Raw genomic sequence first — 279 nt, 5'->3', positions numbered from 1 at the left:
CACCGTGTCTTTGCCGACGCCAGTCCAGACGCTGGCGATCACTGCTGGGTCGCAGTAGTCGCGACATGTGCCATGTGGTCTGAACGATCTAACCATATGTGTCCCTCTCTGCGTCAGCCAGTCGGCTTCACCTTGCTCGAATTGCTGGTAAGCCTGGCGATCCTTGCCATCCTGGCGATGCTTGTGTTGCCTATCACGCAGTTGGAGGTTCAGCGGATGCGGGAAAAGGATCTTCGTCTTGCGCTGCGCGAGATCCGCATTGGTATCGACGCCTACAAG

1 protein-coding gene is annotated in these 279 nt (G+C 57.3%); it reads left to right on the top strand.

Going from position 1 to position 279, the window contains the following annotated elements; all coding sequences use genetic code 11:
• Nucleotides 1-72: 72 nt before the first annotated feature.
• A partial coding sequence (locus SB724_RS19840) for a type II secretion system protein (RefSeq protein WP_410572519.1) occupies nt 73-279 on the top strand: 207 nt, incomplete at its 3' end.

This window comes from Bacillus sp. SIMBA_031 (genome assembly GCF_046535225.1).
GTDB lineage: Bacteria > Bacillota > Bacilli > Bacillales > Bacillaceae > Bacillus > Bacillus velezensis.
Note: the sequence above shows the minus strand (reverse complement) of the source record. Positions and strands in the feature narration are given on the sequence as shown.